We start from the raw sequence: 26,506 nt of genomic DNA on the forward strand, positions 1-26,506 counted from the left end.
CCGACGCCCCCGCGACCTCTCGAGGTCGCGGGGGCGTCGTCGTCCGCGAGACGTCATCCGCCGACCCGGGCAGCACCACGGTCGTCACATCGGTCACTCCAGCCCCTCCTGTTACCCGAGAGGCCCGGAAAACCGGGCGGGTCGACCGGAAACCCCGGAACCGGCTGGTAGGTTCATCAGCGGTTCCCCGGGCCCTCGGCCCGACCGGGCCCACCGCTCGGGGCAACCGTCCCGCAGCATCCGGACGTTCCGCGTCCGACCCATACGCAAGAAGTCCGAGGAGGACATCCAATGGCTGACAAGTCACTGAACCGCACCGAGCTCGTCGCTGCCGTCGCCGCCGAGTCCGGCCAGAGCCAGGCCACCGTCAACGGCGTCGTCGACGCGCTCTTCGCCGTCGTCGGCAAGTCCGTCGCGGACGACACCAAGGTCACGATCCCGGGCTGGATCGCCTTCGAGAAGACCCACCGTGCCGCCCGCACCGGCCGCAACCCGCAGACGGGTGAGGCCATCGAGATCGCCGCGAGCGACTCGGTCAAGGTCAGCGCCGGCAGCAAGCTCAAGGCATCGGTCAAGTAAGACCACTCAGCTCCACGGAAGGGACGGCGTTCGCGCCGTCCCTTCCGTCGTTCCCGGGAGGCCCGTCCACCGTCCACAGGTCGGCCCGCGTCGTTGCGGTGGCGCGCTGGGCAGCGCCTAGGCTTGACGGGTGAACCGCATCGCGCGCATCGCCGGCCCCGGCGTCCTGCTGCTCGCGGCGTTCGTGTCCCTGCTCGTGGCGCTCGTCGTCGGCGGTGGTGCCGACGCCGCCCTCATCGCCGACCCCGGTGCGGTCGTCCGCTTCGGGCTCCCGATCGCGCGGATGCTCGTCGACCTGTCCGCCGCAGCCGCCATCGGCGGGCTCGCCCTCGCGACGATCGGACTCTCCCGCACGGCACCGGAGTGGGACCGCGCGATCGACGTGGCCGCCGCGGCAGCCGGTGTCTGGACGGTGACCTCGGCGGTCACGACCTTCTTCACCTACCTCAGCGTCGCCGGCGGGGCGGTCAGTCTCGACGCGAAGTTCGGCCAGTCGATGGGCGTCTTCCTCACCGGGACCGACCTCGGGCTCGCCTGGCTCACCACCGTGCTCGTCGCGGCAGCGGTCACCGTGCTCTGCTTCGCCGTGCGATCCCGGGGCATGGTCGCGCTGACGGCCGGTGTCGCCCTGATCGGCCTCGTCCCGCTGACACAGCAGGGCCATGCGGCCGGCACCGCCAGCCACGACGCCGCGGTCACCGCACTCGGACTGCACCTGGTGGGTGCCGCGCTCTGGGTCGGCGGGCTCGTCATGCTCGTCCTCGTCCGTGACGTCGTCCCCGGCGACCGTCTCGCAGCCGTCGTCGGCCGGTACTCCAGCGTCGCGCTGGGTTGCTTCGTCCTCGTGAGCGTCTCCGGCGTGGTGTCCGCCCAGATCCGGATCGGGGCCTGGGCTGAGCTCGGCAGCCCGTACGGCGTGCTCGTGCTCGTCAAGGTGGCCGCGATCGTCGCGATGGGCGTCATCGGAGCGATGCACCGCCGCCGGGTGATCTCCGCCCTGACCGCCGCACCCGCGCGCGTCCGGCCCTTCTGGACGCTCGTCGTGGTCGAGCTCGCCGTGATGGGCGTCGCGTCGGGCTTCGCCGCCGCGCTCGGCCGCACCGCCACCCCGGCGGGGCAGCTGGCGCTGAGCAAGACCAGCGACCCGAGTCCGGCCGAGGTCCTGACCGACGACCCGCTCCCCGCGGCGCCGGGGTCCTGGGGCTGGCTGACGAACTGGAACGTCGACCTGTTCTGGCTGATGGCCGCCGTGCTGCTCGTGGCCGCCTACGTCGCCGGGGTCGTCCGTCTGCGTCGACAGGGGCGCTCCTGGCCCCTCCGCCGCTCGGTGTCCGCCGGCATCGCGGTGGTGGCGCTCGTCGTCGCGACCTCGGGGTCGCTGCACACCTACGACCGCTTCCTGGTGTCGGCGAACGTCGGAGCGCACGTGCTGCTCGGGCTGGTCGTCCCCGCCCTCGTCTGGGCCGCGGCGCCCGTGCAGCTCATCCGGGCCGCCGTCCACCCGCGAACGGACGACAGCGCCGGTGTGGCCGAGTGGACCACGGTCTTCGTCGACAACGCCGTCGTGCGGTACCTGGTCCAGCCGTTCCCGGCGTTCCTGCTGCTCGCCGGCATCTGGTGGGGGCTGTACGCGACCGACGTGCTGCGCTGGTCCGTCAGCGACGCCATGGGCCGGACCGTGGTGGACCTGGTCTTCCTGCTCGTGGGGCTCCTGGCGCTGCCGACCCTCCTCACGCCGATCGCCCTCGGCGCCCGGCGGCCGTCGGCAGCGGCGTTCCTCGTGCGTGCCGTCGGAGCGGTCGTCGTCGCGGCGGCCACCATCTCGCTCGGCATCGCGATGCAGGGGCCGCTCGGGCTGCTGCAGGCGTCCTGGTTCGGGGCGATGGGGCGCACCTGGGGCCCGGACCCGCTCGTCGACCAGGCCCGGGCAGGCGCGCTGCTGATCGTCGCTGGTGTGCTCGTCGTCGTCGCGGTGGTCGTCGTCGGCGCGGTGCGCCTGCGGACCCGTCCGGGTGCCGGTGTCGGTGTCGGCGGCGGTGTCGGCGGGGTCGAGGACCAGCCCATCGCACCGGCGGCCGCGTCCCCGGCGGACGTGCCCAGGAGCCTCCCGGACGCCGACATCGCGACAGCGATCGGCGACAGCGGCGTCGCGAGCGGATCGAGCGCGCGATGAGCGTCGAGCTCTCCACCGAACAGCGGGCGGTCTTCGAGTACATCGAGTCGACGCGCGACCACGTCTTCATCACCGGACGAGCCGGCACCGGCAAGTCCACGCTGCTCAACCACCTGTCCTGGAACACCGAGAAGCAGGTCGTCATCTGCGCCCCGACGGGTGTCGCGGCGCTGAACGTCGGCGGACAGACGATCCACTCGCTGTTCCGCCTGCCGATCGGCCTCATCGCGGACGCCGAACTGCGGCAGGGCCCGGACACCCGGAAGCTCCTCAACACCATCGACACCCTGGTCATCGACGAGGTCTCCATGGTCAACGCCGATCTGCTCGACGCCATGGACCGCTCGTTGCGGAAGGCCCGCGGACGGCAGTTCGAGCCGTTCGGCGGCGTCCAGGTGGTCATGTTCGGCGACCCGTACCAGCTGCCCCCGGTACCGGGTGACGGTGACGAGCGCGCCTACTTCACCGACCACTACCGGTCCATGTGGTTCTTCGACGCCAAGGTGTGGCTCGAGGCCCAGCTCCACATCATCGAACTCGCGACCGTGCACCGGCAGCGGGACGACGCCTTCGCCGCGATGCTCACCGCCGTCCGCCACGGACGGGTCACCGCCGACGTCGCGCAGCGGCTCAACGAAGCGGGCGCCCGTCCTGCCCCCGACGACGCGATCACCCTCGCCACCCGGAACGACACCGTCGCCCGGATCAACAAGGCCGCCCTCGAACGCCTGCCCGGCAAGCTGAAGACCGCCAAGGCCGACGTCAACGGCGACTTCGGCGGTCGGAACTTCCCGGCGGACGAAGCCCTCGAGCTGAAGCCCGGCGCCCACGTGATGTTCCTCCGCAACGACCCGGACCAGCGCTGGGTGAACGGCACGCTCGGCATCGTGCGGAGCATCCGCGACACGGTGTGGGTCAGCGTCGACGGTGAGGACTTCGAGGTCCAGCCGTCGGTGTGGGAGAAGTTCAAGTACTCGTACGACCCGGAGAAGAAGGAACTCAAGAAGGACACGGTGGGGGAGTTCCAGCAGTTCCCCCTGCGCCTGGCCTGGGCCGTGACGATCCACAAGTCCCAGGGCAGCACCTACGACCGGGCGGTGGTGGACCTCGGCAACCGGGTGTTCAGCGCCGGGCAGACGTACGTGGCGTTGTCGCGCTTGACGTCCCTGGACGGGCTGTACCTGACGCGGCCGCTCCGACCGGCGGACATCATCGTGGACCTCGACGTGCGGCGGTTCATGTCCGAGTCGCCGCGCGTCGTCGCGACGCAGCTCGAGCCGCCGAAGCCCGCCGCCGAGCCCTCGGACGCACCCGAGGCCTGACGCCGACGCGAGGCCGGCCCGCTCCGTCCGTGGTGCGCCCCCGCGCTCCCTGCCGCCTCGACGGGCCGGTGCCAAGGTCGCACGACGTGCCGCTCGCGTCCGTCGAGGTCGCACGATGTGCCTGCTGGGCGGCCGGCCGGCGGCAGGTCGTGCGACCTCGGCGGGCGGCCGGCGGCGCGTCGCGCGACCTGGCCGCGCCGCACGCACCCCACGAACGACGACGCCCGCCTGCCGGAGCGGCAGACGGGCGTCGGAGGTGAGCAGGTCAGGCGCGGGCGCCCGCTGCCCGCAGTGCGCGGATGTTCTCCTTGTCGGCACCCAGCGCGGTGAGCAGCAGGACGACGCCGACGATGGCGTGGAAGACGTTGTCGGTCGTGTTCAGCGCGAGGACGTTCGCCGAGGTGTTCGAGAACACGAACCCGTAGACGGCGAGCACGAGCAGCACGACACCGATGACCCGGTTCACCGTGCGGGACCCGATCGTGTTGCCGAGGCCCACGATGAAGAACGCGGCGGCCAGGATCGTCCACAGCCCGCAGAGCGCCGGGTTGAGCCCGAACGCGTTCCAGAGGAACCCACCGGAGCGGCTGAAGAACGCTCCGCCACCGTCCTGGGCGAAGAAGAAGCCCAGGATGCCCCAGATCGCGAAGAGCGTGCCGGCGGTCATCGCCAACGCGCGGTTCGGCGAGGCGATGATGCTCGGTTCCTTGACGGCCACTTCGGTCTCCTCTTCCTGCGCGACGATCGCGCTGTACGACTGCCCGCCGTCACGTTGGTCACGCACACTGTCAGCGGCACGCGCTCCGGTGCCGGACCGACCTGTGTCACGCTGTCCGGAGACCTGCTGCAGGACGGCCGTGGCCTTGCTGCGAAGGCCGGCGTTCCCAGCTTCGGACGGGTGCCCCAACGGTATCGTGTCGGACCCCGAGCGACCGAATCGCTTCCCGCGCAGCAGACCGACGACGAGGCCGACCACCATGACCCCCAGGAGGACGATGCCCGTGATGCGGACGCCCGAGCGCACCGCCCCCGAGTCCGTCGACGAGGGGCGTGGACCGAGCGTCTCCCGGAGGCTCCGGTGGGCTCTGCTCGCGGCTCTGGGGTTCGTGATCGTGCCTTCCGTCTACGCGGTCGCCGTGCTGACGCCGCTGGGGCAGCGGGTGGAGGACGCCGCGCTCGGCGGTGTCCGCGAGTCCGACCTGTTCGGGTCGGACACCGCACTCAACGTCATCTCGGTGCCGGTGATCCTGCTGTTGGTCGTCGTGATCGCCGCCGTCGCGTTCGCACGCAGGCGGCTCGCCGTGGGGCTCGGAGCGGGCTTCGTGGTGCTCGCGTCCGCGGCCACCTCGACGTTGCTCAAGCGTATCGCCGAGCGCCCGGAGATCGCTCAGTCGACTACGCCGAACTCGTTCCCGTCGGGTCACGCGACCATCGCCCTCGCGGCGTTGTTCGCCGTGTTGATGGTCACACCGCGGCGGTTCCGGCCGCTGGTGCTGCTCGTCGGCGCCGTCTACGCGGTGTTCGTCGCGAACCAGACCGTCGTCTACGGGTGGCACCGGGTGAGCGACATCATCGGCGCCTGCGCGGTCGCGCTGTTCTGGCTCGGGCTCGTCCGGGCCGTCGGACCGCAGGTGGACCGCGGCGCCCGGGGCGACCGCGACGGACGCCGGGGACCGCGACGCGCGGTGACGGTCGTGCTGCTCGTCGCCGTGGCCGCCGCGTTGGCGGTCGGTGTCGTCGCGCTGCTGGTCGGGACCCTCGGTGACGGAGAGCACGGTGCGATGCTGCTGGCGGGTCGGCTGGCCTCGTCCGCCAGCGTCCTGGCGGTGATCACGGCGGTGTGGTTGGCCGACGGCATGCACCACGTGCCGCCGACGACCAGCGCGGACGCGCCTCCCGTCCGCATCTGACCGGGGTGGGTGGCAGTGGCGGGAATGCTCCCGTCTACGCTACGTTGTACTCGTCAGTTCGATGCAAACGCATAGAACAGCGACGAGCCAGCGACAGACGAGGCGGCACATCATGCAGTTCGGGATCTTCACGGTCAGCGACGTCACCACCGACCCCACCACCGGGACCACGCCGGACGACACCCAGCGTGTCCGGGACATCCTGACGATCGCGCAGCACGCGGACCAGGCCGGCCTCGACGTCTTCGCCACCGGCGAGCACCACAACCCGCCGTTCGTCGCCTCGAGCCCCACGACCATGCTCGGCTACCTGGCCGGCGTCACGAAGGACATCACCCTCTCGACGTCGACGACCCTCGTCACCACGAACGACCCGGTGCGCATCGCCGAGGAGTACGCGATGCTCCAGGTCGTCTCCGGCGGCCGCATGGACCTGATGATGGGCCGCGGCAACACCGGCCCGGTCTACCCGTGGTTCGGCAAGGACATCCGGCAGGGCCTGAACCTGGCGGTCGAGAACTACGCACTGATCCGCCAGCTCTGGGAGAACGAGGTCGTCAACTGGCAGGGGCAGTTCCGCACGCCGCTGCAGGGCTTCACCTCGACCCCGCGCCCGCTCGACGGCGTCGCCCCCTTCGTCTGGCACGGGTCGATCCGGACGCCCGAGATCGCGGAACAGGCCGCCTACTACGGCGACGGGTTCTTCCACAACAACATCTTCTGGCCGATCCAGCACACCGAGCAGATGGTCGGGCTGTACCGGCAGCGCTACGAGCACCACGGACACGGGCGTGCTGACCAGGCGATCGTGGGCCTCGGTGGGCAGTTCTTCGCGCGGAAGAACTCGCAGGACGCAGTCGACGAGTTCCGTCCGTACTTCGACAACGCCCCGGTCTACGGACACGGCCCGTCGATGGAGGACTTCACCACCCAGACCCCGCTCACCGTCGGGTCGCCGCAGCAGGTCATCGACCGGTACGCCACGATGAAGGACCACGTCGGGCACTACCAGCGCCAGCTGTTCCTCATCGACCACGCCGGCCTGCCGCTGAAGACGGTGCTCGAGCAGATCGACATCCTGGCCGAGGACATCGTCCCGGAGCTCCGCCGCATCAACGAGTCCGACCGGCCCGAGCGCGTGCCGTCGAACCCGCCGACGCACCTGGAGCGCGTCGCTGCCGCCCGCGCGTCCGGCACGGCCGGTGCCGACCACGTGGCCGCCGTCGACGAGTGGACCGGCGCGTCCGTCTGACCGGGCCGGTGACCACCTGACGGACGGGAGGCACGCCACCCGTCACGACCGTCCCGGCGCGCGTTTCGACCCCGGTGCGCGTCGCAACCCGGGCGCTCGTTGCCTCCGCCGAAGCGACAGATCGCCGCGAGGCATTCGCGGCGATCTGTCGCTTTCGCGTCCCGGAAGCCGCGCGGGTCAGCGCCGGACGTCCCGAGGGTCCGCGGGGCGCGCGGGGCGTGCGGGCACGAGCTTGAGGCCGACGACGCAGCCGACGATGCCCGCGATGAACAGCAGGCGGAGGAGCGTGACCGGCTCCGCACCGGTCGCCATGCCCCAGAGCACCGTGAGCGCCGCTCCGGTGCCGGTCCAGACGGCGTACGCGGTGCTGATCGGGATGTGCTTGAGGACGTACCCGAACGCTCCGAGGCTCAGCACGATGGTGACCGCGAAGACCAGCGTCGGCCCCGGGCGGGTGAAGCCGTCGCTGGCCCCGAGCGCGGTTGCCCAGACGGTCTCGAACGCGGCGCTGACGAACAGCACGACCCAGGGCATCAGCTCACCACCTTGAGACCGACGACGCACGCGACCAGACCGAGGACCAGTGCGATGCGGGCGAGCGACGCGGCCTCCTGCCGCCGTAGGACCGCGACGACGACCGTCAGCGAGGCGCCGATCCCGACCCACACCGCGTAGGCGGTGCCGACCGGGATCTCCTTCATGGCGAACGCGAGCCCGACCATGCTCAGGCCCATGCCGGCGACGAAGACGATCGTCGGCACCACCCGCTTGAACCCGTTCGACGCCCCGAGCGCGGTGGCCCAGACGGCCTCGAGCACGCCCGACAGCACCAGGATGACCCATGCCATGGTTCCTCCGATCCACAGTCGTACGACTGTGCGACTCATTGACGACCAGTTCTAGCACGAAGTCGTACGAGCGTGCGACCATGAGTGCATGTCGCGCAGCATCGACCTCGAGGAACGTCGTCGCACCGTGTCCGCGGCGGCCTGTCGGGTCCTCGCCCGGGACGGCCTGGGCGCCCTGTCCGTTCGGAACGTCGCCGCCGAGGCCGGACTGCCCCCGAGCACCGTCCGCTACGCGTTCCCGACCCAGGCGAGCGTGCGGGAGCACGCGATCGCCTCGGTGTTCGACCGGACCAGGGAGCGCATCGAGGCGATCCCCGCGGACCTGCCGCCCCGCGAGTGGGTGCGGGCCGTCCTCGTCGAGCTGCTGCCCCTCGACGACGAGCGCGTGATCGAGCTCGACGTGTACCTGGCCCTCGGGAATGCGGCACTGACGGACGTCGAGCTCCGGCCGACGCTCGACCGCGTCGTCGTCGAGATGCGCGAGTGGTGCGAACGCGTCCTCGGCGTACTCGGGGTGCCCGAAGCCGACCGCGAGTACGAGGCCTGCCGACTGCACGCGCTGCTCGACGGCCTCGCGATGCACGTCGCCCGGCTCGCACCGGGCGAATCGGGTGACTGGGCGATCGACGTCCTCGGCCGACACGTCGACGGAGTCGCCCGGATCTGACCGAGGGAGGCCTGACCGGCGCAGCCCCGGCCGAGGGGAGCCGGACCGGGAGGCCTGACCGGCGGAGCCCCGGACCGGCCCCGCCCTGCCGGCCCGCCGGGGGCAGGACGGGCCTCCAGGCCGGCGATGCCGACGCCCCCTATCCTGTCCGGGTGACGAGCACCTCCGCGCGCCCCGTCACGACGCGCCCGCGCAGCCTGACCGGCCCCGGTCTGGTCCTCGCCGCCGTCGTGGCGCTCCTCGCCGTCCGCGTGCTCTCGCCGGCTGTCGGGACCGCGGGCCTGCCGGACGTCGTGCAGGACTTCCTGACGCTCGCCATCAGCGTCGTCGTCGAGTCGCTGCCGTTCGTGGTCCTGGGCATCGTGCTGTCGATCGTCGTCGAGGTCTGGGTCCCGCACGGGGTCCTCGAACGGATCCTGCCGACGCGGCCGATGCCCCGGCGTGCGGTCATCTCGCTGATCGGCATGCTGTTCCCGGTCTGCGAGTGCGGCAACGTCCCGCTGGCCCGCGGGCTCATGCTCCGCGGGTTCACCCCGGCCGAGGCGGTCACGTTCCTCGTCGCCGCACCGATCCTCAACCCGCTCGTCGTCATCAGCACCGCGCAGGCCTTCGGCTGGTCGGGGTGGATCCTGCCCGCGCGGATCGTCGGCGGGTTCGTCGTCGCGAACCTGGTCGGGTGGATCGTCGCCGCGCACCGCCGCCCGGCGGACCTGCTCCTGCCCGCCTTCGAGGCCCGCTGCCGCGCGGCCGTCGGCGCCCCGCCGGTCCGCGACCGATGGCGGGAGAGCGCATCGCACTTCGGTGGCGAGACCGCGACGATGATGCCGGCCCTGTTCGTCGGTGCCGGGCTGGCGGCGGCGATCCAGGTCGCGGTACCGCGGAGCGCCCTGGTCGCGGTCGGGTCCAACCCGGTGCTGTCGGTGCTCGCGATGATGCTCCTGGCGATGACGGTGTCGCTCTGCTCGAACGTCGACGCCTTCTTCGCGCTGTCGTTCGCGTCGACGTTCCTACCCGGGTCGATCACCGCCTTCCTGATCATCGGGCCGATCATCGACGTGAAGATGATCGCCCTGCTCCGCACGACGTTCCGCGCGCGCTTCCTGGTGCTGCTCGCTGTCGTCTGTGTCCTGTTCGCCGCGACCGTCGGGTTGGTGATGAATGTCCTCGTCTGACCGCAGCCCGGCCGGGCACGAGCACGGTGCCGCCGCCAGTCACGCGGACCGCACCGCGACGCGTCGGGCACTGCTCGGCCTCGGGTCCGTCCTGGCCGTCGCCCTCGGCACGCTCTGGCTCGGGCTCGCCGACCACCTCGACCTCTACATCAACCCCCGGTACGCCGTCTTCACGCTGGTGCTCGCGGCCGTCGCGGTGCCCGCTTCGGTCGCCGGCCTCGTCGTGGTCGCCCGCCACGGCGGCCACACGCACGACGCGGACCCGGAACCCCGGCCGGGAGGCGGTGGTCGCCTCCTGCACGTCGTCCTCGGCTCGGTCGCGGCGCTCGTCACGATCGGCACCGTCGTCGCGATGCTCGTCCTGCCCCCGACGACCCTCTCCGCGCGGACCGCGCAGCAGCGCAGCGTGGGGTCGGCCTCGCTGTCCGACGCGACGGGTGCCGGGGCGCCGGTGTCGCTCCTCGGCAGCGAGTCGGTCGACACCTCGGGCTACGGCGTGAAGGACTGGGCCGCGCTCATCCGGCAGAGCACCGACACGACGGCGCTCGTCGGCCGCGAGCTCACCCTCACCGGCTTCGTCGTGCCCGGCTCTGACGACACCTTCACGCTGACCCGGTTCGTCGTCAGCTGCTGCGCGGTCGACGCCCAGCCCGTCGGCATCGGTGTCACGACGGACGGCACGCCGTCGCCGGAGAACCAGTGGGTCCGGGTCGAGGGCGCCCTCGCCGCGAACCCGGACACGTCCTCGGACGCCCGGCTCGTCATCCGCGCCGCGACGGTCACCCGTGTCGGCCAGCCCTCGGACCCGTATGAGTACTGACGCCGAGCCGGGTGCCGTCCGCCCGCGACGTCCGGTCACCCACCGCTTCCGCCGTCGGTTCCTGGCCGTGGTGGTCGTCCTGACCGTCGTCGCAGCGCTCGCCGCCGTGGTCGGTTCGCAGCAGGGCCCCCGGTTGCGGTCGGTGTCGTACGACGCCGGCGACCTGGTCACCCGGCCCGCCCAGCGCGTGATCCTCACCGCGAACCAGGCGGTGCAGCGCGTCCCGGCGTCTGCGGTCCGCGTGAGTCCTGCGGCAGCGTTCTCGGTCACGTCGAGCGGCAACACCGTCGCCGTGGAGTTCGCCGGCCCGCTCGGGTACGACCGCGACTACACGCTGACGGTCCGCGGCGTCCGCGCCCCGGGGCAGGCGGCCGCCTCCGAGCTCCGCACCACGATCCGCACCGGCAGCACCGACGTCCTCGCCGTGCTGCCCGGCGGGGACGGCGACCCGGACCGGATCATCCGCCGGGACCTCGGCGCCGCCGGCACCCGCACCGTGTACCGCGCGTCGGGGATCGCGGAGTACGCGGTCCTCGCCCGCTCCCTGGTCGTGCTCCGGAACGACACGTCGGGCCACTCGGCGATCGACATCGTGCCGCTCGCCGGTGGCGTCCAGGACCCCGCGGTCCCCGTCGAACGGCTGTCGATGCCGAGCCCGGTCGGGACGGCGAAGGCCCTGCACGCCGCCGACGACGGCGCATCGTTCGGGTTCGTCTACGCTGACACGTCCTCCGGTCGGTCCGAGGACGTCGGCCTGTACGACGTCGACCTGACGGGCACGCACCAACCGGAGCCGGTCGGGCCGGACGGCCGACCGGCGGTCGGGGCGACACCGCTCTCGGTCGCCCAGTGGGCCTACGTGCCGCGCACCGCGAGCGCCCTCGTCCGGACGGGCGCCGACGACCTGGTGCTCGTCGACATGGGTGGTCGCAACGAAGCCGTCCGACTGGGCTCTGCGACGTACCTGCACGGCTTCGTGGGCTCCGGCACGACCGCAGTCGTCGAGACCGGCACCGGCATCGTGCAGCTCGACCTCACGGACGGCGACCGGACCCCGCTGCCCACCCCGGCGGCGAGCACCGATCAGCCCTACCTCGGACGCATCGCCCCGCTCGCCGAGGGTCGGTACCTGCGGCTCGTCGGTGCGACCCGCGACGACGGCACCCTGGCGGCCCGCATCATGCGGGTGGACGGGGCAGGGGCCTCCCGGCTGGCGGTGACCATCCCCGACGACGCGAGCGTCACCGCGGTCTGCCCGTCACCGAACGGCCAGTTCGCCGCGGTGGCGACACGTTCCGCCGACGGCGCGCTGGTCAGCGTCGCGGACACCACGTCGGGTGCACTCCAGGCTTCCCTGGCCGGCACCGCGATCGACTGGTGCACCGCGCTGCCGACGGGCGACGAGGTCGGCTGAAAGCCGGACCCGGGAACGGACCAACCGGACCCGGGAACGGACCGACAACCGGACGTGGATCCGGACGCGCGACCGCCGCTACTTCCGCAGCGTCTGCCGCGGGTACTCGCCGAAGCGCCGCAGGTACTCGCCCGAGAACCGGCCCATGTGCGTGAAGCCCCAGCGTGAGGCGATGTCCGCCACCGACGCGGTCCCCGGCTCGGCAGCCACCAGGTCGTCGTGGACCTGGCGCAGCCGGACCTCGCGCAGGTAGTTCATCGGCGTGCGGTCGAGCGTCCGCTGGAACGACTCCTGCAGCGCACGGACGCTGAGGTCCGCCGCCCGGGCGATGTCCGACACGGTCAACGGCTCGCCGGCGTGCTCGTGCAGGAACTCGACGGCCTTCCGCAGGCGGGTGTTGCGACGCTCGCCGTAGCCGTCCGGCTGGGCCTCGCCCTGGAACCGGTACAGCCCGAACAGCGACCGGACGACGTCACGCTGCGCCTCGTTCCACGCGAGGGACGCGGACCCCTCGGTGCGGAGGGCCCGGACCGCGACTGCGACGGAACCGCGCCACGCCTGCACGGCGGCATCGGTCGGGGTGACGGAGCGGTCGAAGCCGAGGGTGCCGTCGACCAGGTACCGCTCGGCGGCCACGTCGAGCACCAGGTCGCGGTCGAGGTGGACGAGTCGCTGGTCCCAGTCCTCGTACTCCATCTCGAACCGGCGCTCGATCGGGAACAGCGCCGGGACGCCGGGCTCCATCCGGACCTCGTCACGCCCCACGTCCACACGCGCCCGGCCGGCGTCGATCCACTGGACGACGACCTCGCCCTCGACGGCGACGTCGCCGCGCAGGTACCCGTGCATCTGCGATCGGCGGATGCTCATCCGGTCGTCACCGACGCCGACGTACTTGTACCAGTAGTCGCGGTCGACGGGAGAGGAGTACCAGGTCCGGCCGGCGTACATGCCGGCGAGGTCCTGGATGGCGCCACCGGTGTCGTTGCCCGACACGGCGACGATGGCACCGGTGGGCGCCGAGGTCTCCGGATTGGTCATGTCCCCACCATCCCCCGGTCGGCGGTCCCGCGCGAGCCGTCCGGCGAGCTGTGGTCGCGGGACGGCGCTCCGCGGATCATGGCACGCGGATGTCGAGGTCGCGGTCAGGTTCGCGGCCGGATCGGGGGACGGCGAGGTGGAGCCAGGTGGACGACGGAACGGGAGGCCCGTCACCAGCTGGTGACGGGCCTCCCGTTCCGGTGTGGACCGGCTGTCGACGTGCGGGACGACGACGGCGCGGGTCGTTACGCGAGCGTCGCGGCGTCGATGACGAAGCGGTAGCGGACGTCCGAGGAGAGGACGCGCTCGTAGGCCTCGTTGACCTGGTCGGCGCTGATCAGCTCGGTCTCCGGCAGGATGCCGTGCTCGGCGCAGAAGTCGAGCATCTCCTGGGTCTCCCGGATGCCACCGATGGACGAACCCGCCCAGCTGCGACGGCCCGGCAGGAGCGCGAACGCGGGGACCTGGAGCGGCTCGGACGGGGCGCCGACGTTCACCATCGTGCCGTCGACCTTGAGCAGGCTGAGGTGCGCACCCATGTCGATCGTCGCCGAGACGGTGTTGATGATGAGGTCGAACGAGCCCTTGAGCTTCTCGAACGTCTCCGGGTCCTTCGTCGCGTAGTGGGCCTTCGCGCCGAACTTGAGCGAGTCCGCCTGCTTCGAGGTGGTCTGCGACAAGACGGTGACCTCGGCGCCGAGCGCCGCGGCGATCTTGACGCCCATGTGACCGAGGCCGCCGAGGCCGACGATCGCGACCTGCATGCCGGGGCCGGCCTTCCAGTGGTGCAGCGGCGAGTACAGCGTGATGCCGGCGCAGAGCAGCGGTGCGACCTTCTCGATGTCGAGCGACTCCGGGACGCGGAGGACGAAGTCCTGGTCGACGACGACGGCCTGGGAGTAGCCGCCCTGGGTGATGGTGCCGTCGGCGGGGTCGACGCCGGCGTAGGTGCCGATGTTGCCCTTCAGGCAGTACTGCTCCTGGCCGGCGAGGCACTGCTCGCACTCGCCGCAGGAGTTCACCATGCAGCCGACGCCGACCAGGTCACCGACGGCGTACTTCGTGACGTCCGATCCGACCTCGGAGACGTGGCCGACGATCTCGTGGCCGACGACCTGCGGGTACTGGATGGGGCCCCACTCGCCGCGGACGGTGTGGATGTCGGAGTGGCAGATGCCGGCGTAGGCGATGTCGATCATGACGTCGCCCGGTAGGAGGTCGCGGCGCTCGATGGTGGTCTTGACGAGCGGTTCGGTCGCGGACGGTGCCGCGTACGCGTTGACGGTGCGCAAGGGTCTCCTCGTGGGGTGGGGATGTCGGGCCGGGTGCGGCCCACCGTCGATCCTGCTCCGGTTGTGCGACAGGTGACAGGTACGGGTGGAACACCCTTCGGGTTGCCCGGGCAGGCGTGGCGTGCTGCCGCGCCGGTGCTCGCGCGGAGTGTGGTCAGCGTGGCGTGCTGCTCGACGCCCGGACGACGAGCCGGACCGGGAGGACGTGGTGCCGTGGGGGACCGTCGTCCCCGGCGATGCGGGCGAGGAGCTCTCCGGCCCCGACGCGACCCATCGCCTCCGGTTCGTGCGCGATGACACTGATGCCGAGCACGTCGGCGAGCTCGAAGTCGTCGAACCCGACCAGGGCCGGACGGTCCACGCGGTCGGCGTACGCCCGCAGGGCTCCGGTCGTGATGCGGTTGTTCGTCGTCACGACGGCGGTCGGCGGTTCGGGGCTCTCGGCGAGGCTCACCGCGGACCGGGACGCCTCGTCGAGGTCGTGGGAGTCGCTGCGGACCCAGCGTTCCCAGTCCTCGACCCCGGCGTCGCGCATCGCCTCGCCGAACGCCTCGACCCGGGCACGGTGGGTCGAGAGCCGGCTGAGGTCACCGATCAGCCCGATCCGCCGGTGGCCGCGTTCGAGCAGGTGTTCGACGGCTGACCGCATACCGCCGGCGTTGTCGAGGACCACCGAGTCGACGTCGACGTCCGTGGGGGACCGGTCGAGGAACACGACCGGTGTCCCGAGCGCGCGTTCCCGCGCGAGCAGGGAGTGGTCGTCGTCGGCGGAGACCACGAGCAGACCCCCGACCCGCCGTTCGACGAGCTGCGCCACCAGCGTCCGTTCCCGGTCGGCGTCCTCGTCGGTCGACGCGGACAGCAGGCTGAGTCCGGGCGCCCGGAGTGCGTGCTCGGCTCCGCGGGCGATCCTCGAGTAGAACGGGTTCGCCACGTCGCCGGTGACGAGTCCGACCGTCGCCGAGCGACCGCCCGCACGCAGCTCGCGCGCCAGGGTGTTCGGGCGGAAGCCCAGTTCGGCGGCGGCCGCGAGCACCCGCTCGGCGGTGTCCGCGGCGACGTAGCGCTCGCCGTTCACCACCCGCGAGACCGTCTTCATGCTGACGCCGGACCGCTCGGCCACGGCGCGCAGCGTCGGTCGCTCGGTGCTCACCCGGTCATCGTACGGTTGTCCGCTTTCATGAGTGGACCTTGACACGACTCACACCGAACGGATAGAAACGCCCAGTGTGACAACGCTGTCATGGTCGACGCGGCGTCACCTCTCCCCAACCCCGAAAGGTGACGATGTCGTCATACGGTTCCCGGCGCGGCCGGACCATGCAGCAGATCCGCGGAACAGTCGGCGGGCTCGGGACCCGCGTCACCGCGATCGTCGTCGGCGCGGCGATCGCCTCGTCCGGCGCACTCCTCGGAGCGGTCCCGGCGAACGCGGCCTCCGGTCCCTTCACCACCTCGTTCGAGGGCGGTGAGACGCAGCCCCTCGCGAACACCCCGCTCACCCCGTCGACGACGGTCACCGGGTCGACACTGCCCGTCGGCAGCCTCCTCGGCCACGTCACCGCGGTGACGGCCGACGCCGAGAACCCGCCGAACGAGGTCGCCGCGAGTCTGGCCGACGGGAACCCCGGGTCGAAGTGGCTCTCGTTCAAGAACACCGGTGTCATCACCTACCGGCTCGACCAGGCCGAGACGCTCCGGAAGTACTCGCTCACGAGCGCCAACGACGCACCCGGCCGCGACCCGAAGGCGTGGACCCTCGAGGGCTCGACCGACGGCAGCACGTGGACGACGGTCGACACGCAGTCGGCGCAGTCCTTCAGCGGTCGCGGGAAGACGAACGACTACACCGCGGCGACGCCCGGCTCGTACGCCCAGTACCGCCTGCGCATCACCGAGAACAGCGGCGAGGGCATCACGCAGCTCGCCGACTGGAGCATCTCCGACGGGTCCACCACCCCGCCGCCGCCCAGCCCGATGGTCACGCAGGTCGGGAACGGCCCCGTCTCCGGGCTGAACATCCGCTCCACCGTGGGCTTCAGCGGCACCAAGGCGCTCCGCTACTCGGGTGCCCACGTCGGTACCGGCGAGGCGAGCGCGACGAACGTCCTCTACGACGACGTCTCGTTGCCGATCACCACGGACAGCGAGCTCAGCTACAAGCTCTTCCCGGAGCTCGGCGGCGACACGACCTACCCGGCGACCTACGCCGCGGTCGACCTGCAGCTCTCCGACGGCTCGCTCGTCTCCGCGTCCCCGCAGGTCACGGACGAGAACGGCAACCGCGTCTCGGCGAAGGCGCTCGGCCACGGCAAGGTCTTCTTCGTCGACCAGTGGAACTCGATCCGGATCCCGCTCGGCGCCCTCGCCGGCAAGACCGTGACCAAGGTCCTCTTCACCTACGACGACGACGCCGCGGGCACCAGCGCCGCGACGAAGTTCCAGGGCTGGGTCGACGACATCCGGATCGACCCGCAGGCCGAGCGCATCGACGGCGCGAGCCTGACGAACTACGTCGACACCCGCCGTGGCACCAACTCGTCCGGCGGCTTCTCCCGCGGGAACAACATCCCGGCGGCGGCCGTCCCGAACGGGTTCAACTTCTGGACCCCGATGACGAACGCGTCGAGCCAGTCGTGGGAGTACTCGTGGCAGTCCGACAACGACTCGGGCAACCTGCCGCGTCTGCAGGGCATCGGCATCTCCCACGAGCCGAGCCCGTGGATGGGTGACCGCAACCAGCTCGCGATCATGCCGTCGACCTCGGGCACGAACCCGGACGCCTCGCTCGGTTCCCGTGCGCTCGCGTTCGACCACAACGACGAGGTCGCCCGCCCGGACCTGTACTCCGTGAAGACGAAGTCCGGTGTCGTGGCCGAGGTCACGCCGTCCGACCACGGCGCCGTCCTCCGCTTCGCCTTCCCGGCGTCGAGCGGCAGCGTCGTGTTCGACAACGTCGGTTCGGACGAGCAGACCTCGATCACGATGAACCCGGACGGGACGGTCAGCGGCTGGACCCAGGGCGGCTCCGGCCTGTCGGTCGGCGCCACCCGGATGTTCTTCGCCGGCACGTTCGACCACGACCCGTCCGGCACCGGCACCGCAGCGGGCAACCGCTCGAGCGCCCGGTACGCGTCGTTCTCCGGCCTGACCGGCGACCACGTCGTCGAACTCCGGCTCACCACCTCGTTCATCTCGCTGGCCCAGGCCCGGCACAACGCCGACCTCGAACTGACCGGCAAGTCGTTCGGCCAGGTCCAGCAGGCTGCTGCGTCCGCGTGGAACGACCGACTCGGTGTCGTCACCGTGCCGCAGTCCGCGGCGAGCGACTCGCAGCTGCAGGCGCTCTACGGCTCGCTCTACCGGATGAACCTCTACCCGAACTCGCAGCACGAGAACACCGGCACTGCCGGCGCCCCCGTCTGGGAACACGCCAGCCCGGACATCGCCCCGAAGGGCGCGGCGACCGCCACCACGACGAACGCCGTCGTCAAGGCCGGCAAGGTGTACGTCAACAACGGGTTCTGGGACACCTACCGCACGGTGTGGCCGCTGTACTCGATGCTGTACCCGCACATCGCGCAGGAGCTCGTCGACGGGTTCGTGCAGCAGTACCGCGACGGTGGATGGACGCCGCGCTGGTCCTCCCCGGGCTACGCAGACCTCATGACGGGCACGAGCTCCGACGTGGCGTTCGCGACCGCGTACCTCGACGGTGCCGTGGACACGAAGACCGCGCTCGAGGCCTTCGACGCCGGCTTCAAGAACGCCACGACCGTCTCCACCGACGTCTCCGGCGCCGGCCGGAAGGCGCTCGACCAGTCCGCCTTCCTCGGCTACGTCCCGGACTCGCTCGGTGAGAGCGTCTCCTGGGGTCTCGAGGGCACCATCAACGACCACGGCCTGGCGAAGATGGCCGAGGCACTGGCGAAGGACCCGGCCACCCCGGCCGACCGCGTCGACGAGCTGACGGCCGATGCCGCCTACCTGAACGACCGGGCGAAGGACTACGTCAACCTGTTCGACCAGGACGCCGGGTTCTTCCAGGGCCGCGACGCCGACGGGTCGTTCCAGGTCGCAGCCGACGAGTTCGACCCCGCCGAGTGGGGCGGTGCCTTCACCGAGACCGACGGCTGGAACTTCGCGTTCCACGCCCCGTTCGACGTGCAGGGCCTCGCCGGGCTCTACGGCGGCGACGACCAGCTCATCGCGAAGCTCAAGGAGTTCTACGCCACCCCGGAGACCGCCGAGAACGTGGGCTCCTACGGCGGCCAGATCCACGAGATGCTCGAGGCACGCTCGGTCCGCATGGGCCAGCTCGGCATGAGCAACCAGGTCTCGCACCACATCCCGTACATCGCCGCCGCCGCGGGCGACCCGTCGCTCACGCAGCAGGTCGTCCGGGAGAGCATGCGACGCCTGTTCGTCGGCAGCGACATCGGGCAGGGCTACACCGGTGACGAGGACAACGGCGAGATGTCGTCGTGGTTCGTGTTCTCCGCCCTCGGCCTCTACCCGTTGGCACAGGGCTCCGGGCAGTACACGATCGGCTCGCCGCTCTTCTCGCAGGCCACCGTGCACCTGGACGGCGGCGACCTGCACGTGAACGCGAGGGGGAACAGCGCGCAGAACGTGTACGTGCAGTCGGCCTCGTTCAACGGGAAGGCCCTCGACCGAGCGGTCATCTCGCAGGCCGACGTCGCGAAGGGCGGCACGCTCGACTTCACCATGGGGTCGACCGCGTCGAACTGGGGTGCCGGCAAGACGCAGGGCGCCGAGGGCCTGGACACCCCGGCCGTGGCACCGAAGCCGCTCGTCGACGCCACGACCCCCGGGTTCGGCGCCACGACGAGTGACGACGACACCGCGGTCGGCGCACTGACCGACGACGAGTCCATGACCGCGACGACCTTCCAGACCGCCACTCCGGCGATCACCTGGAAGTCCGCGCAGGGGCCGGTCACCGTCGACCAGTACACGCTCACCACCGCGGCCTCCGGCGCCCAGCCGACGTCGTGGAAGCTCGAGGGCTCGAGTGACGGCACCACCTGGGTGCCGCTGTCGACCGTCGCGAAGAGCGCCTTCGACGCGCCGCTCCAGACCCGTCCGACGACGATCGCCCACCCCGCCGCACTGACCTGGTACCGCCTGTCGGTCACCGGGACGAGCACCGGGAAGGCGCCGTCCATCGGCGAGTTCGAGCTGCTTGCGGACAGCACCGCCACGACCAGCGCGTTCGCGGTCGCACCGACGCCGGGACTCACCGCGGAGGTCGGTCAGACCTTCTCCGGCAACCTCGCTGCGATCACCGGGCCCGGCACGACGGCCGCCGACTACACGGTGACCGTGGACTGGCAGGACGGTTCAGACCCGCAGCAGGTGACCCCGACGAAGTCGGCCCTCGGCGCGTGGGAGGTGCCCGGCGAGCACGTGTTCGACACCGCCGGCGAGCACACCGTGCACGTCGTCGTCCGCTCGGGGACGGAGATGGCGAGCACCGACGTCCCGGTGACGATCTCGCGGACCGCTCCGAGCCTCCAAGGCGCATTCGACAACGTCTGCCTCGGTGACCCGGGCCAGGCCGCGAACTGCGACTTCGGAGGCCGCGGGTTCTCCCGCTCGGCGCTCGCCGCCGACGGGTTCACCCAGGGTGCGACGAACGCCGTGCCCGGCACGGACCTGACGTTCGACCTGCCGGCCGTCGAGCCGGGTGAGCCGGACAACGCCACGAACGACGGTCAGGTGATCCCGGTGCCGACCGGCACCGGGATCACGGAGCTCTCCGTGATCGGCACCGCCAACGAGCACCCGCAGCAGCTCGACGGCACGATCACCTACGCGGACGGCAGCACGGACGTCCTCCCGATCGCGTTCGGCGACTGGACTGCCTCGTTGGCGAACCCGCAGTTCGGGAACACCGTCGTCGCGACCAGCGACCACCGCACCGTCGGGGTGAACGGCACCGACGGCACGGACGCCGGCGTCTTCGCGACCGCGGCGTTCGCGATCCCGACGGGCAAGCAAGCCGTCTCGATCACGCTGCCGGAGGCTGTCGGGACCCCGTCGGGTCAGGGCCGCATCCACGTCTTCGCGATCGCGACGAACGGCACCCGGGTCCCCACCACAGCGCTCGCCGCGACCGCCGGGGACACCCTCACCGGCACCGCCGGCGAGGAGGTCTCGGGGACCCTCGCGACCGCGACCGGCGGCACCGTCGGCACGGGCACGACCACCGCGACCGTGAACTGGGGCGACGGTTCGCCGCTCGAGGCCGCGACCGTCAGCGTCACCGACGGCACCGCGACCGTCACCGGGAAGCACACCTATGCCGACGCCGGGGAGCGCACGGCCATCGTGACCGTGGACGACGGCACCGGGAGCGCGACCGTGCGCACCGCGGTGACGATCGAGGCGGCGCCGGTCTGGACCCCGACGCTCACCACCTCGGCGGGCGACGGCGTCCGACCGCGTGCGACCGTGCACGTCACGGGCGCCGGGTTCGCGGCGGGCGAGTCGATCACGGTCGGTGTCGACGGGACCACGGTCCCGGTCACGGCGACCGCGGGCAGTGACGGAGCGGTCGGGTTCGACGTGACCGCCCCGGGACGTCCGGGCAGCCACGTGGTCTCGGCCACCGGCGACCGGTCGGCGACCCCGGCGAGCGCCACCTTCCAGGTGGTCGTCCCCGGCAACGGCGGCGGCAACGGGAACGGCGGCGGGAACGGCGGCGGCAACGGCAACGGCAACGGCAACGGCAACGGGAACGGCGGCGGCAACGGGAACGGGAACGGCGGCGGACACGGATCGTGGGCGCCGGAGTTCCGGCTCCTGGCGGACGCCGGCACCGAGGGCACCGTCGTCGGGTTCTCCGGCAGTGGGTTCGCGCCGAACGAGCGGGTCACCCTGACCCTGCACAGCGCCCCGATCGCCCTCGGGACCGCGACCGCCAACGCCGACGGCGTGCTCGGCGGGACCTTCACGGTGCCGTCCGCAGCGCGACCGGGCAGCCACCGGGTGGAGGCCCTCGGCGCGACGTCCGACGTCACGGTGAGCGCCGCGTTCCGGGTCCTCGCCCGACCCGCCGCCGACGCGGGGGCGGCACCGGCGGAGCCGGGTAACTGGGACGGCCTCGCCTGGACCGGTTCCGACGTCGACCCGGCCCGCTGGGGGCTCGTGGCCGGAGCGCTGATCGCGCTCGGTGCGGCGATCACCGTCGCGGTCACGGTGGTCCGACGTCGACGCGACCGACTGGGGGTGCCGACGGAGTAGGGACCGGTCGGAGCACGGACACGTGACGGACGGGAGGTGCGGTGCCGGTCGGCATCGCACCTCCCGTCCGCCGTCCTGGCGCTCAGCCCTCGGCACCGGTGTCGTCGTGCGCGGCCCCGACCGGCTTCGACTCCGGCGACCCCCGCTCGCGCAGGAACACCGACAGCACCGCCATGCTCCCGACGGCCAGGAACTCGGACTGCCAGTTCTGCAGGGTGCGGTTCCAGAAGTCCGCGCTGACGACGTACTGCGCCCAGGTGACCGGCGCCTCGAGGTCGAGCAGCTGCTGCTCGTCGTACGCCACCACCCCGGCGGCCGACTGCGCGGCCCAGCTCGCCAGGAAGACGCCGCCCATCACGAGCAGCAGCGAGTGCGAGAACAGTGCCTGCCGCAGACCGCCGACCGCGGCCCAGCGCGGTGAGCGGGGACCGGCGTGCGGGCCGACCTCCTGGTCCGCGTCCGACTCGAGCCCGGTCTGGTCCTGCTCCTTCGACTCCGGGGAACCGCGCTGCACGAACCACACCGTCGTCCAGATGTAGAGCAGGAACTGCAGGTACTCGGACTGCCAGTTCTCCGCGACGTCGGCGGTGAAGCTCGACGAGGACACGTACTCCAGCCAGCCGATCGGGTCGAGGCCCTCCGCGGTCTGGGTGTCGTTGAACACCGCCCAGCCGGCGAACGACTGCCCGACGAGCGCGGCCACCAGGATCCCGCCGAAGAACAGCCCGAGTGCGTTCTGCCGGACGGCCTTGCGCACCGCGCTCACCGCCCGAGTGCGGCGATGGCGAAGCAGTACGCCAGGCCCGCGACGATGAACACCAGGTACGCGGTGAACAGCTTCCGCACGTCAGCTCCCGTCCAGGACGCACTCGAACGGGGCGTCGGCGACCGGCGTGCACCCGGCGGCGCGGACCAGCCACGACGAGCCGGACCGCGCCAGGAACACGGCGTCGCCCTCGCCGTGCACGAGTGCGGCGCGTCCGTGCACCTCGGTCGACGCGGTGCGGACGACCCTCGGCAGGTCGAGCTCGAGCACACCGTCGGCGCAGTCCCGGTGGGTCTGGTCGGTCACTGCCTGGCGTGCGTCCGGCACGAGGAGGGCGCAGGCGTCGGCACCGCGCTGGTCGTCGAGCGCCGTGACGAAGTCGGAAGCCGCGTCGACGGCCGCCGCCCGGGTGTCGCCGCCCGCACTGCACCCGGTGACCGAGGCCATGAGCAGGGCCGCGAGCAGGGCCGATCCGGTCAGGACGCCGGCCGGGGTCCTGACCGGGGTACGGGTCGGTCGCTGGTGCACGGCCCCTGGTTACCGCGACGCCGGGGGAGGCGTTCCGGACCTGTCCGACACACGCGGGGTGGGCCTCCCGTCAGCGTGCCGCGCCTGCCGTGCGTGCCGCGCCTCCCGTCAGTGCGCTGAGCCGGACCGGGACGGCGCTGCCGGTCAGGCGTCCTGCGCCCGCGCGATCCGCGCCCCCGCGATCCGGGCGAAGCGCAGCGGGTCCCGCAGCGCGTCGTCGGGCTCGCCGGTGGTCTGCGTCGCGATGACGGTGAGCGACGCCGCCAGCGCGAACCCGTCGACCGGTGCCGCGATTGCTCCGGCGACCAGCGCAGTCGGCGTCCCCAGGTCCTCGGCGAGCGCCCGGACCACGGCAGGGGCCTTGCCCGCGGCGCTCTGGGCGTCGAAGCAGCCCTCGCCGGTGATCACGAGGTCGGCTCGGGCCACGGCGTCCGACAGTCCGATCGCGTCGGCGATCGTCGTGGCACCGCTCGCGAGGACGGCGCCCCAGGCGAGCAGCCCGAACCCCGTCCCGCCTGCCGCTCCCGCGCCCGGCGTGGCCGCGTCGACGTGGGGGAAGCACTCGGACCAGCGGCGGAGCCGGTCCTCGTGCACGGCCACCCGGTCGGGCGCCACGCCCTTCTGTGGTCCGAACACGGCGGCGGCCCCGTGCTCGCCGAGGAGCGGGGAGGTCACGTCGCTGAGCACCACGGCGCCGAGCTTCGGCAGGGTCCGGAGCGCGGTGGTGTCGACGGGAGGCACGTGGTCGAGCACCGTGCCGCCGGTCGCGTCCGCCGGCACGCTCGTCCCGACCGCCAGTCCCAGCGCCCGCAGTGCGCCGATGCCGCCGTCGGTCGAGGCGCTGCCGCCGATGCCGAGGAGCAGCCCGGTCGCGCCGGCGTCGAGGGCCGCGGCGATCGCCTGCCCGAACCCGGTCGTGTGCGCGGTGTCGGGCCGGGGGTGGTCGAGGAGTGTCAGGCCACTGGTCGCCGCCAGTTCCACCAGGGCACGGCCGTCCGGCAGACGGAGCCATGCCGTCTCGACGGGCCGGTCGTCCGGTCCCGTCACGGTCACCGGTACCCGTTCGCTGCCCGGTACCGCGGTGGCCACGGCGTCGATGGTGCCCTCGCCGCCGTCGGCCATCGGCAGGATGACCAGGTCGTCGTCCGGCCGCTCACTCCGCCAACCGTCGGCGACGGCCCGGGCGACGTCGGCCGCCGACGCGGTCCCCTTGAACGAGTCCGGTGCGATGACGACGCGCATCCCGTCACGCTAGCAACCCCGCGAGCGCGCCCGCAGAACGCAACCCCGGCGGCACCGCGCAACGGAGTACCGCTGCGTGCCGCCGCCCGCGTTGCGTGTTGCGGCGCAACCGACCAGCTGGCCCGGGTCCGACTGAGTACCGTCCGGACGATGACCGACGACCGCCGCCGCGAGCTGGGCTCCACCGACGCACCCGTGGAGGACGAGCTCGCCGAGTCCTTCGACGCCACGATCGAGGAGGGCGCCGAACGGCTGCAGCGCACGACCCGCGCCGTCCTCATCACGGGCTTCTTCGGCGGCCTCGAGGTGGGCCTCGGCGTGATGGCGTACCTCGCCGTGCTCACCGAGACGGACAGCCACCTGCTCGCCGGCCTCGCGTTCGGCATCGGCTTCATCGCCCTGCACCTGGCGCACAGCGAGCTGTTCACCGAGAACTTCCTCATGCCGGTCGCAGCCGTCGTCGCCCGGGAGGGGACCGTCCTGCAGCTCGTGAAGCTCTGGGGCGGCACCCTGGTCGCGAACCTCGCCGGCGGCTGGGTCTTCATGTGGTTGGTGGTGCAGGCGTTCCCGCAGTGGCACGCCACCCTCACCGAGTCGGCGGCGCACTACATCGACGCGCCGTTCGGCCTGCAGAGCGTCGTGCTGGCCGTCCTCGGCGGCAGCACCATCACGCTGATGACGCGCATGCAACAGGGGACGGACTCGGACCCGGCGAAGCTCGTCGCGGCCGTGGCGGGCGGGTTCCTGCTCGCGGGCCTCCAGCTGTTCCACTCGATCCTCGACTCACTGCTGGTCTTCGGCGCGATCCAGTCCGGCGCGGACATCACGTACGGGCAGTGGCTCGGGTGGTTCGGCTACACGCTGCTGTTCAACGTCCTGGGCGGCCTGGTCCTGGTGACGGCGCTCCGGCTGCTCCGCACGAAGGAGCTGATGCAGGACCGTCGGCAGGACTCACAGCAGGACCCCGAGCGCGCCGACGCTGAACAGACCGACGCTGAACAGACCGACGCCGAACGGGACTGAGGCGCGGCACGGACAGCACGCGGCACGGTCAGAGCGCGAAGCGCGGGTGCGGTTCGCCGCCGGTGGCGAGGTCCGCGAGCATCTCCCCGACGACCGGCGCGAACTTGAACCCGTGCCCCGACGATCCCGTCGCGACCGTCACCGGCCCGCGCCGGTCCAGCACGAAGTCTTCGTCGGGGGAGTTGTCGTACAGACAGCTGATCAGCGTCGGCTGCGACGCGTCCACCCCCGGCACGAACCGCTCGACGTACGCCTGCAGCCGCGCCACCTCGGCGGCGTCCGGCGTCCGGTCGCGGTCGTCCGGGTCGACGACCGGCCCGGTGCCGTGGAAGCCGACCTTGACGCCCTCGCCCGGGGTCAGCAGCCCGTAGACGCCGCCGCCGTCGGCCGGGTGGTGGACGAACGACGGCCACGCCTCGTCCGGCAGGTGGCTGGGGAAGTGCGCGGGCTGCTCCTGGGTGACGCGGATGGCCGGGAGGCCCGCCCCGCGCCCGGCGAGCAGCGCACCCACCAGGGTGGGCGCCCAGGCTCCGACGGCTGCGACGACGCTGCGGGTGCGGACCGTGCTGCCGTCCGCGAGGGTCAGGGTCACCGTGTCGCCGGCGTCCTGGACGTCGGTCACCCGCATGCCGAAGCGGAGGTCGGCGCCGTCCGCCGCTGCCAGGTCGAGCAGCGCCTCCAGGGCGTCGGCGGCGCGGATCCGACCGGCCGTGGCGTGCGCCAGGACGTGCCCCTCGAACGCGATCCCGGGCCAGCGGGCGGCGGCCTCGGCCGGGGTCAGGTGTTCGACTGCGACCCCCGCGGCGTCGAGCGCGGCGGCGATGGCGTCGACGACCTCCGGACGACCGTGGTCCACGGCGCCGGTGTGGTCGAGCAGGGTCCGACCGGACGCGGACTCGAGCGCGGCCCAGGCGTCCCAGGCCCGCAGCGTCAGGTCGACGTAGTCCGCGTCGGGGTACCCCATCCGGAAGATCCGGCTGCCCCCGTGCGAGGAACCGTGCACGTGTCCCCGGTCGTGCTGCTCGAGCAGCAGGACGCGCTCGCCGCGGGCGGCCAGGGCTCGGGCGGTCGCGGCGCCCAGGACGCCACCGCCGATGACGACGTGGTCGGAGGTGTGCGTGGTCGGTCCGTCGGTCGACGTCGCAGGGGGCATGACGACACCGTAGTGAACGCGGTGTCCCGCCGGGC

Annotated in this window: 21 protein-coding genes; 11 read left to right on the forward strand and 10 right to left on the reverse strand. The window is 72.2% G+C overall.

The window, feature by feature from the left end:
• Positions 1-291: 291 nt before the first annotated feature.
• From DEJ24_RS04050 to DEJ24_RS04060, 3 genes are all read left to right on the forward strand, one after another.
• Positions 292-579 (forward strand): HU family DNA-binding protein, encoded by a 288-nt coding sequence (locus DEJ24_RS04050; protein ID WP_110823157.1) that lies wholly within the window; start codon positions 292-294, stop codon positions 577-579.
• Between the two features lie 130 nt (positions 580-709).
• Positions 710-2,752, forward strand: coding sequence for a cytochrome c oxidase assembly protein (locus DEJ24_RS04055; RefSeq protein ID WP_111077391.1), 2,043 nt, complete (start codon positions 710-712; stop codon positions 2,750-2,752).
• Entirely contained in the window at positions 2,749-4,074 is a 1,326-nt protein-coding gene (locus tag DEJ24_RS04060; RefSeq protein WP_111077392.1) for an ATP-dependent RecD-like DNA helicase, read from the forward strand. Before DEJ24_RS04055 ends, DEJ24_RS04060 begins: the two co-directional genes overlap by 4 nt.
• A gap of 265 nt (positions 4,075-4,339) precedes the next feature.
• On the opposite strand, the gene DEJ24_RS04065 is transcribed toward DEJ24_RS04060, so the two are convergent.
• On the reverse strand, positions 4,340-4,858 hold the full coding sequence (locus tag DEJ24_RS04065; protein ID WP_181432827.1) for a DUF4383 domain-containing protein: 519 nt from the start codon (positions 4,856-4,858) through the stop codon (positions 4,340-4,342).
• A 193-nt stretch (positions 4,859-5,051) separates the two neighbouring features.
• Between DEJ24_RS04065 and DEJ24_RS04070 the strand changes: the two genes are divergently transcribed.
• Both DEJ24_RS04070 and DEJ24_RS04075 read left to right on the forward strand, forming a co-directional pair.
• The gene (locus tag DEJ24_RS04070) at positions 5,052-5,984 is read left to right on the forward strand and encodes a phosphatase PAP2 family protein (protein ID WP_181436517.1); all 933 of its coding nucleotides are present in this window, start codon (positions 5,052-5,054) and stop codon (positions 5,982-5,984) included.
• Positions 5,985-6,096: 112 nt separating this feature from the next.
• Positions 6,097-7,236, forward strand: a complete 1,140-nt coding sequence (locus DEJ24_RS04075) for a CE1758 family FMN-dependent luciferase-like monooxygenase (protein WP_111077395.1) — start codon at positions 6,097-6,099, stop codon at positions 7,234-7,236.
• 177 nt (positions 7,237-7,413) lie between these two features.
• On the opposite strand, the gene DEJ24_RS04080 is transcribed toward DEJ24_RS04075, so the two are convergent.
• Together DEJ24_RS04080 and DEJ24_RS04085 are read right to left on the reverse strand one after the other, a co-directional pair.
• Positions 7,414-7,770, reverse strand: coding sequence for a multidrug efflux SMR transporter (locus tag DEJ24_RS04080; protein ID WP_111077396.1), 357 nt, complete (start codon positions 7,768-7,770; stop codon positions 7,414-7,416).
• Positions 7,770-8,084: a multidrug efflux SMR transporter gene (locus DEJ24_RS04085; protein ID WP_111077397.1), complete on the reverse strand. Its 315-nt coding sequence runs from the start codon at positions 8,082-8,084 to the stop codon at positions 7,770-7,772. Before DEJ24_RS04085 ends, DEJ24_RS04080 begins: the two co-directional genes overlap by 1 nt.
• 88 nt (positions 8,085-8,172) lie before the next feature.
• On the opposite strand from DEJ24_RS04085, the gene DEJ24_RS04090 reads away from it, so the two are divergent.
• The 4 genes from DEJ24_RS04090 (at position 8,173) to DEJ24_RS04105 (ending at position 12,157) form a co-directional block, all read left to right on the forward strand.
• Complete coding sequence (locus tag DEJ24_RS04090; protein ID WP_111077398.1) at positions 8,173-8,751, forward strand: TetR/AcrR family transcriptional regulator; 579 nt, start codon at positions 8,173-8,175, stop codon at positions 8,749-8,751.
• Positions 8,752-8,903: 152 nt separating this feature from the next.
• Positions 8,904-9,923, forward strand: a complete 1,020-nt coding sequence (locus DEJ24_RS04095) for a permease (RefSeq protein WP_181436518.1) — start codon at positions 8,904-8,906, stop codon at positions 9,921-9,923.
• On the forward strand, positions 9,910-10,743 hold the full coding sequence (locus tag DEJ24_RS04100; RefSeq protein WP_111077399.1) for a TIGR03943 family putative permease subunit: 834 nt from the start codon (positions 9,910-9,912) through the stop codon (positions 10,741-10,743). Before DEJ24_RS04095 ends, DEJ24_RS04100 begins: the two co-directional genes overlap by 14 nt.
• Positions 10,733-12,157, forward strand: a complete 1,425-nt coding sequence (locus DEJ24_RS04105; protein WP_111077400.1) for a hypothetical protein — start codon at positions 10,733-10,735, stop codon at positions 12,155-12,157. The genes DEJ24_RS04100 and DEJ24_RS04105 overlap by 11 nt, the downstream gene beginning before the upstream one ends.
• A gap of 78 nt (positions 12,158-12,235) precedes the next feature.
• On the opposite strand, the gene DEJ24_RS04110 is transcribed toward DEJ24_RS04105, so the two are convergent.
• The 3 genes from DEJ24_RS04110 to DEJ24_RS04120 form a co-directional block, all read right to left on the reverse strand.
• Complete coding sequence (locus DEJ24_RS04110) at positions 12,236-13,198, reverse strand: AraC family transcriptional regulator (protein ID WP_111077401.1); 963 nt, start codon at positions 13,196-13,198, stop codon at positions 12,236-12,238.
• 245 nt (positions 13,199-13,443) lie between these two features.
• Positions 13,444-14,490 (reverse strand): NAD(P)-dependent alcohol dehydrogenase, encoded by a 1,047-nt coding sequence (locus DEJ24_RS04115; RefSeq protein ID WP_111077402.1) that lies wholly within the window; start codon positions 14,488-14,490, stop codon positions 13,444-13,446.
• A gap of 154 nt (positions 14,491-14,644) precedes the next feature.
• Positions 14,645-15,643: a LacI family DNA-binding transcriptional regulator gene (locus DEJ24_RS04120; RefSeq protein ID WP_220036691.1), complete on the reverse strand. Its 999-nt coding sequence runs from the start codon at positions 15,641-15,643 to the stop codon at positions 14,645-14,647.
• A gap of 167 nt (positions 15,644-15,810) precedes the next feature.
• Here DEJ24_RS04120 and DEJ24_RS04125 point away from each other — a divergent pair, with 167 nt between their 5' ends.
• Complete coding sequence (locus DEJ24_RS04125; RefSeq protein WP_111077403.1) at positions 15,811-21,759, forward strand: GH92 family glycosyl hydrolase; 5,949 nt, start codon at positions 15,811-15,813, stop codon at positions 21,757-21,759.
• Positions 21,760-21,841: 82 nt separating this feature from the next.
• Here DEJ24_RS04125 and DEJ24_RS04130 read toward each other — a convergent pair whose 3' ends face one another.
• The 3 genes from DEJ24_RS04130 to DEJ24_RS04140 all read right to left on the reverse strand — a co-directional run bounded on the left by DEJ24_RS04130 (position 21,842) and on the right by DEJ24_RS04140 (position 24,295).
• Positions 21,842-22,525, reverse strand: a complete 684-nt coding sequence (locus tag DEJ24_RS04130; protein ID WP_111077404.1) for a DUF6766 family protein — start codon at positions 22,523-22,525, stop codon at positions 21,842-21,844.
• A gap of 81 nt (positions 22,526-22,606) precedes the next feature.
• Positions 22,607-23,053 (reverse strand): hypothetical protein, encoded by a 447-nt coding sequence (locus DEJ24_RS04135; protein ID WP_111077405.1) that lies wholly within the window; start codon positions 23,051-23,053, stop codon positions 22,607-22,609.
• A 144-nt stretch (positions 23,054-23,197) separates the two neighbouring features.
• Positions 23,198-24,295, reverse strand: coding sequence for a glycerate kinase (locus DEJ24_RS04140; RefSeq protein WP_111077406.1), 1,098 nt, complete (start codon positions 24,293-24,295; stop codon positions 23,198-23,200).
• A gap of 150 nt (positions 24,296-24,445) precedes the next feature.
• Here DEJ24_RS04140 and DEJ24_RS04145 point away from each other — a divergent pair, with 150 nt between their 5' ends.
• Positions 24,446-25,318, forward strand: coding sequence for a formate/nitrite transporter family protein (locus DEJ24_RS04145; protein ID WP_111077407.1), 873 nt, complete (start codon positions 24,446-24,448; stop codon positions 25,316-25,318).
• Positions 25,319-25,346: 28 nt separating this feature from the next.
• Here the strand turns inward: DEJ24_RS04145 and DEJ24_RS04150 are convergent, their stop codons facing one another.
• Entirely contained in the window at positions 25,347-26,471 is a 1,125-nt protein-coding gene (locus DEJ24_RS04150) for an FAD-dependent oxidoreductase (protein ID WP_111077408.1), read from the reverse strand.
• Positions 26,472-26,506 lie beyond the last annotated feature (35 nt).

Source organism: Curtobacterium sp. MCPF17_001, from assembly GCF_003234615.1.
GTDB lineage: Bacteria > Actinomycetota > Actinomycetes > Actinomycetales > Microbacteriaceae > Curtobacterium.

What these genes read in the sequence shown, in the direction of transcription:
- DEJ24_RS04050 (WP_110823157.1), top strand. Translation starts at nt 292, where the DNA reads ATGGCTGACAAGTCACTGAACCGCACCGAGCTCGTCGCTGCCGTCGCC.
- DEJ24_RS04060 (WP_111077392.1), top strand. Translation starts at nt 2,749, where the DNA reads ATGAGCGTCGAGCTCTCCACCGAACAGCGGGCGGTCTTCGAGTACATC.
- DEJ24_RS04070 (WP_181436517.1), top strand. Translation starts at nt 5,052, where the DNA reads ATGACCCCCAGGAGGACGATGCCCGTGATGCGGACGCCCGAGCGCACC.
- DEJ24_RS04075 (WP_111077395.1), top strand. Translation starts at nt 6,097, where the DNA reads ATGCAGTTCGGGATCTTCACGGTCAGCGACGTCACCACCGACCCCACC.
- DEJ24_RS04080 (WP_111077396.1), bottom strand. Translation starts at nt 7,770, where the DNA reads ATGCCCTGGGTCGTGCTGTTCGTCAGCGCCGCGTTCGAGACCGTCTGG.
- DEJ24_RS04085 (WP_111077397.1), bottom strand. Translation starts at nt 8,084, where the DNA reads ATGGCATGGGTCATCCTGGTGCTGTCGGGCGTGCTCGAGGCCGTCTGG.
- DEJ24_RS04090 (WP_111077398.1), top strand. Translation starts at nt 8,173, where the DNA reads ATGTCGCGCAGCATCGACCTCGAGGAACGTCGTCGCACCGTGTCCGCG.
- DEJ24_RS04100 (WP_111077399.1), top strand. Translation starts at nt 9,910, where the DNA reads ATGTCCTCGTCTGACCGCAGCCCGGCCGGGCACGAGCACGGTGCCGCC.
- DEJ24_RS04105 (WP_111077400.1), top strand. Translation starts at nt 10,733, where the DNA reads ATGAGTACTGACGCCGAGCCGGGTGCCGTCCGCCCGCGACGTCCGGTC.
- DEJ24_RS04110 (WP_111077401.1), bottom strand. Translation starts at nt 13,198, where the DNA reads ATGACCAATCCGGAGACCTCGGCGCCCACCGGTGCCATCGTCGCCGTG.
- DEJ24_RS04125 (WP_111077403.1), top strand. Translation starts at nt 15,811, where the DNA reads ATGCAGCAGATCCGCGGAACAGTCGGCGGGCTCGGGACCCGCGTCACC.
- DEJ24_RS04140 (WP_111077406.1), bottom strand. Translation starts at nt 24,295, where the DNA reads ATGCGCGTCGTCATCGCACCGGACTCGTTCAAGGGGACCGCGTCGGCG.
- DEJ24_RS04145 (WP_111077407.1), top strand. Translation starts at nt 24,446, where the DNA reads ATGACCGACGACCGCCGCCGCGAGCTGGGCTCCACCGACGCACCCGTG.
- DEJ24_RS04150 (WP_111077408.1), bottom strand. Translation starts at nt 26,471, where the DNA reads ATGCCCCCTGCGACGTCGACCGACGGACCGACCACGCACACCTCCGAC.